Here is a 6,213-nt window from a genome sequence, read left to right as displayed (position 1 = left end):
GATGATTATGTTCATTGGTTCAATAACATTCGAATTCACGGAACACTAGGCTATTTAACACCAGTCGAATTCAAGCAACAGACCTTATAATTTTTGTCCAGTTTAGTGTTGACATTCCAAAAGCAAAAATGGAGCGATGAGATTCGACAAGAATATAAGATTTCCAACGATGATCTAGTATTTGGTTTTATAGGAAGACTTAATAAAGATAAAGGAATAAATGAGCTTTTATCAGCATTTAAATATATTTCGCAACATAATGTTAAAGTTAAATTAATGATGATAGGTCCTGAGGATAATGATGGAGTTAACCAGGACTTATTTGAATGGTCTCAACAAAGTGACTCAGTAATATATTGTGGGTTTACCAATGAAGTAGAAAAATACTATTCTGCTCTTGATGTTTTTATTTTACCAAGCTATCGTGAAGGGTTTGGTTCTGTAGTTATTATGGGTATTCCCGTTATTGTAACTGATATACCTGGACCAACCGACGCAATGCTGCGAGGAGAAACAGGTCTCGTCGTTCCAAAAGGTGAAGTAGATCCTTTAATTGAAGCAATGAAAACAATGTTAAATCCCGTGCTACGTCAAGAAATGGGTGAAAAAGCTATCGTATTTGTTCGGGAAAAATTTGATCAACGGGTACTTTGGAAACATATTCTTGAAGACAGAAATCGGCTTGTTATAAAGGAAAGGGAAAGAAAAGAGGGGGTAGTATGAAGGAAGATATGCCCAAAGTATCAATAATTATGGGAATCTTCAACTGTTCTGGTACTTTAAGAGAAAGTATAAACTCAATAGTAAATCAATCATACAAGAATTGGGAATTAATTATGTGTGACGATGGTTCAATAGATGACACCTATCGGATTGCAAGACAATATTCAGATCAATACTCTAACATTAAAGTAATAAAAAATGATAAAAATCAGGGACTTGCATATAGTTTAAACCATTGCCTTCAATATTGTAGGGGAGAGTATATTGCTAGACAGGATGCTGATGATCGTTCTCTACCTGAACGATTAGAAAAAGAAGTTAGGATTCTAGATAATAATCAACAGTATGATATTGTTAGTACAGGGATGAAATTTTTTGATGAAAAAGGGTATTGGGGAGAGATTATCCCAATTGAAGAACCAATGCCAGACGATTTTATCGCTCAATCACCTTTTTGCCATGCACCATCTATGCTTAGGAGTAAGGCCTTGTTAGCTGTTAATGGGTATGATGTTACAAAGAGAACTTTACGTGTTGAAGACTATAATCTTTGGTTTAGGATGTATGCTAATGGGTCTAGAGGCTGCAATATTAAAGAGTCTCTTTATGAGGTAAGGGATGATCGAAGTGCTATTACTAGACGGAAATATAACTTGAGATTAAAAGAGGCATACGTACGAATCAGTGGGTATAAAATGTTGAAGCTGCCGTACACTTCGTATATTTATGCTATTCGACCGCTTATCGTGGGGTTAGTGCCTACTGAAATATATAAATTGCTACGGCGTTATAGGTATAATTAACTACTTATAAAATCCAGATCTATTGCAAGAATGAAAAGTTTGGATACTTTTGTTTATTTAATTAATTTATTGATATCTTCTATTCCCCTTAGTAGTAAACCCATTATAATTGAAAACTTTTGATAAAAGAGCTATTGACTTATAGTGATTATGTTGTATGATAAAGGCAATGGTGTTCTTAATAAAGAACTAAATTAACGACTATAAATAATATATTATAAAATTTTTTTATCGCTGTTGGATCTCGCTATCCACTCTTTTTTTTTGGTAGTTTTGTTCTTTAAAGAGAACAGCAGGATAGGAGGAACTTAATGAGCGCAATTGCTGGTATTTATCATTCTAATAATGCACCTGTTACAAGGGATCATTATTCAATCATTATGGATAATCTAGCTCAATTTCCTGCTAATGATATTCAATGCTGGAAAAGAAATAATGCTTTCCTTGGATGTCTTTCGCAGTGGATTACACCTGAGTCTAGAGGCGAACAATTGCCATTTTATGATTCAGTAGGAAAGATAGCTATCACCGCGGATGCCATAATTGATAACCGCGAGGAGTTATGTACCTTATTGCAAGTAGAAACAAGTATAAGAAAAACCATTCCCGATAGCCAATTAATTTTACTATCTTATTACAAATGGGAAGAGGATTGTCCTAAATACTTATTAGGTGACTTTGCTTTTATGATATGGGATGAGAGAAAACAAAAGTTTTTCGGAGCTAGAGATTTCTCTGGAACTAGAACCTTATATTATTACCATGACGAACAGCATTTTGCTTTTTGTACAACTATAGAAGCATTATTAAATTTACCATATATACAAAAGCAGTTAAATGAAGATTGGTTATCTGAATTCTTGGCTATTTCTTCAGTTGTAGATACCGTAAATACATCACTAACTCCCTATAGAACAATTGAACAAGTACCTCCTGCTCATAGTATTTCTGTTGAAGGTAATAAAGTTAAAATAAAACAATACTGTACCTTGCTGGCTGATAATAAATTGAAATTTAAATCTGATAACGAGTATGTAGAAGCTTTTCAAGAAGTCTTTCAAAAATCAGTTAATGCGCGTATACGTACACACCACCAGGTTGGTGCTCATTTAAGTGGGGGGTTAGATTCAGGTTCAGTTGTCGGCTTTGCAGCAAGATCACTTAAGAATGAAAATAAGCTATTACATACATTTAGTTATATTCCTTCTAGAGGCTTTAAAGATTACACACCAAAACGGTTGTTGGCTGACGAGAGACCTTTTATTAAAGAAACAGTTAATTATATCGGGGGGATTAAGGATCATTATTTAGATTTTGCCGGAAAAGACTCATATTCTGAAATTGATGAATATCTTGATATTCTAGAAATGCCATACAAATTTTTTGAAAATTCATTTTGGATTAAAGGAATGTTTGAGACAGCTAATAAAAAGGGAGTAGGAGTTTTGCTAAATGGAGGAAGAGGGAACTTCACTATATCTTGGGGCCACGCATTAAATTATTATGCGATTCTTCTCAAGAAAATGAAGTGGGTAAAACTCTACAAAGAGTTAGACCAGTATAGTCAAAATGCCGGTGGGGCTCGACTACGCAGAATCCCTGTTCTAGCTAAAGTAGCTTTTCCAATAATAAATAAAATGAATTCTTCCGTTACAAACAATCATTTTCCAACGTTGATCAATGCTGATTTTGCAAAAAGGAAAGATGTATTTAATAAAATTAGTAAGTATGGTTTAGATGAAACAGGTTGGTTTGCTACAAATGATATATATGAACAAAGAAAAAGGCATTTTGAGGATTGTTTTCATTGGCATGCAACAAATACTCTAGCAGCTAAATTATCTTTACGTTATTCGTTATGGAAAAGAGATTCAACAAATGATTTAAGGGTTATTCGCTTTTGTTTATCTGTTCCTGAAGAACAATATGTTCAGAATGGAATGGATCGAGCACTCATCAGACGGTCAACTAAAAAATTATTACCTGATAAAGTGAGGTTAAACCAACGTATACGAGGTGTACAAGGGGCAGATTGGGTTCACCGAATGACTCCTGTTTGGGATGAATTCACAAAAGATGTTCAGCAGTTGGCTAATGATGAGAATCTATTAACCTTTGTAGACAGTGAGGTTATTAAGGCCAGTATTGAAAAAGTAAGTAAAGATCCACAACCAAAATACGCTACTGATCCGAACTATAGGCTACTAATGCGCAGCTTGATTGTTTCAAAATTTATAAAAAGGTTTTCTTGAAAGGAGGTGAAAAAATGAAAAATGAATGGCAAAAACCAGAGTTAGAAGTACTTGATGTAAATATGACAATGGCTAATCCTCATAATGGGGAACATCTAGATCAAACTTATCCTGAAGGTACCCCTAGGAGTGAACTGACTTACAGTTAGTATTTGTCTTTTCCGATTTCATATATTATGAAATCAACTTGATTTTAAGTTAGAGTTCTCTTACATATGAGAACTTTAACTTAACTAAACTATTTAAATTAAACTTATATACCAAATAGTTAAACGATAAAAAATGACGGTTTATATTTTAAGATTTATAAATTAAAGGACAATTGCCGTTTGAGAAACTTTTATTATCGGTTTGTTCTTTACTAAGAATTTAAGTTGTGTATTAAAAAAGAAATTTAGTGTTATATTGTTTTTCATTTCCTTATTGTTCTTTTTAAAGTGTATGAATAGTGATTTTGGAGGCTGTTATGAGTGCAATTGGCGGTATATATAATTTTAAAAAAGAACCAATAAATAATAAATATAGTATGGATTTAATGAAATCTTTACAGTGTTTTCCAGCAGATAATGTTCAAACTTTACAACAAGATAATATCTTTCTGGGGTGTCATGCACAATGGATTACACATGAATCCATCAATGAAAAGCTGCCTTATTATGACTATAATAGACAGCTAGCTATAACAACTGATGTAATCCTTGATAATCGAAAAGAGTTATTTGAAATGTTACAGGTTAATAAACAAGATAGAAAAACAATGTCTGATAGTCGGTTAATTCTTTTGGCTTATCAAAAATGGGGGAATGAATTACCTAAGTATTTAATTGGTGATTTTGCATTCGTTATCTGGGATGAAAAGAAAGGACAGCTCTTTGCTGCTAGAGATTTCAGTGGATCTCGTACACTTTATTTTTACAATGATTCCGAACAATTTGCTTTTTCAACCACAATAGAGCCGTTATTCACATTACCATATATAAAGAAAGAGCTAAACGAAGAATGGTTGGCTGAATTCCTTGCTATTCCTAACATTGTTGAATCAGTCGACATGGTGTCAACACCATATCGATCTGTGCATCAACTACCTCCTTCACATAGTTTGACTGTGAAAGAAGGGAAAATCACCCTACAAAGGTACAGCAAAATTGAAGTTAATGAAACTTTAAACCTTAGTTCTAACAAAGAATATGAAGAAGCTTTTCAAGAAGTGTTCCAAAGAGCTGTTTCAGATAGACTTCGTACTTATGGTAAAGTTGGATCTCATTTGAGTGGAGGATTAGATTCAGGGTCAGTTGTTAGTTTCGCTGCCAAAAACCTAAGAAAAGAAAATAAACAACTAAATACATATAGTTATATTCCAGAAGGAGATTTTGTCGATTGGACTGATAAGTATTATGTACCCGATGAAAGACCTTTTATAAAGGAAACGGTCAAACACGTCGGAAACATAAATGACAACTACTTGGATTTTGCTGGCATAAGTCCTTTAACAGAAATTGATAATTTCTTAGACATAATGGAGATGCCATTTAAATTTTTTGAAAACACTTTTTGGCTAAAGGGAATAAGTGAAAGAGCACATAAAGATGGAATTAAAATTCTATTAAATGGTGCAAGGGGGAATCACTCGATTTCATGGGGGTCTCTGTCATTAACTTATCAATATTACAGTAATTTAATGAAGAAGGTAAACTGGATACGCCTTAATCAAGAGCTAGACGCTTACTGTAGGAATTTTAGGACCGGTAAGAAAGTTATGATTCCGTTTGTTGCTAAAAAAACATTCCCTAAATTAGGACAAATGCTCTCTAAAGGTAATCAGAGCGAATATCGGTTCCCAGTTTTTATTAACCCATCCTTAGCTGAAAGGACAAAAGTGTTTGATAAACTAGGAGATTATGGAGTTAACTTGAACGGTGGGTCAAGTGTCGGAAACTTAACTGATTATCGAAAGGAATATTACCAGAACTTAAATGTTTGGAATAAAAGCGGGGTAGCAAATACAAAATTATCATTGCGTTATTCCTTGTGGGATAGAGATCCTACCAATGATTTAAGAGTGATTCAGTTCTGCTTATCGTTACCTGAGGAGCAATATGTCAACGGGGGAATGGAACGCTCATTTATTCGAAGAGCCACTAAAGGGTTTCTTCCTGATACAGTAAGGCTAAACCAAAGTCGGCGTGGGATTCAAGGAGCAGATGTAATTCATCGTATGGCTCCAAAATGGGGAGAGTTTATTTCACAATTACATTCGATGATTGAGGATCCTCAAGTTTCTTATTATCTAGACATTGGAATTCTAAAAAATGCTTTGCAAAAACTTGGGAATACTCCAAAGCCAGAAATGGTTTTTGAAGATGAGTTTAAGATTTTAACACGCAGTTTAATAGTTTACCGTTTTTTAAAGAAGTTCTGACGGATGAAATGAAGAT

General features: G+C 33.8%; 6 protein-coding genes. All 6 read left to right on the top strand.

All coding sequences use genetic code 11. The features are described 5' to 3' along the window. The coding region (locus AC1FXZ_RS02470; RefSeq protein ID WP_480050685.1) for an IS3 family transposase at positions 1 to 90 on the top strand (90 nt) is incomplete at its 5' end. Between the two features lie 3 nt (positions 91 to 93). Continuing rightward, positions 94 to 723, top strand: a complete 630-nt coding sequence (locus AC1FXZ_RS02465; RefSeq protein ID WP_480050671.1) for a glycosyltransferase — start codon at positions 94 to 96, stop codon at positions 721 to 723. After that, positions 720 to 1,526 carry a glycosyltransferase family 2 protein gene (locus tag AC1FXZ_RS02460; protein WP_480050669.1) on the top strand — a complete coding sequence of 269 codons (807 nt, stop codon included), beginning with the start codon at positions 720 to 722 and terminating at the stop codon, positions 1,524 to 1,526. Before AC1FXZ_RS02465 ends, AC1FXZ_RS02460 begins: the two co-directional genes overlap by 4 nt. A 311-nt stretch (positions 1,527 to 1,837) precedes the next feature. Further along, on the top strand, positions 1,838 to 3,778 hold the full coding sequence (locus AC1FXZ_RS02455) for a lasso peptide isopeptide bond-forming cyclase (RefSeq protein ID WP_480050667.1): 1,941 nt from the start codon (positions 1,838 to 1,840) through the stop codon (positions 3,776 to 3,778). Positions 3,779 to 3,792: 14 nt separating this feature from the next. Further along, positions 3,793 to 3,927 carry a paeninodin family lasso peptide gene (locus tag AC1FXZ_RS02450; RefSeq protein ID WP_480050666.1) on the top strand — a complete coding sequence of 45 codons (135 nt, stop codon included), beginning with the start codon at positions 3,793 to 3,795 and terminating at the stop codon, positions 3,925 to 3,927. Between the two features lie 317 nt (positions 3,928 to 4,244). Continuing rightward, the gene (locus AC1FXZ_RS02445) at positions 4,245 to 6,197 is read left to right on the top strand and encodes an asparagine synthase-related protein (RefSeq protein ID WP_480050664.1); all 1,953 of its coding nucleotides are present in this window, start codon (positions 4,245 to 4,247) and stop codon (positions 6,195 to 6,197) included. The last annotated feature ends 16 nt before the right edge of the window (positions 6,198 to 6,213 follow it).

The organism is Halalkalibacter sp. HAAS-P014 (assembly GCF_056619965.1).
The sequence above is the reverse complement of the archived record's forward strand: the minus strand, read 5'-3'. Positions and strand labels throughout refer to the sequence as shown.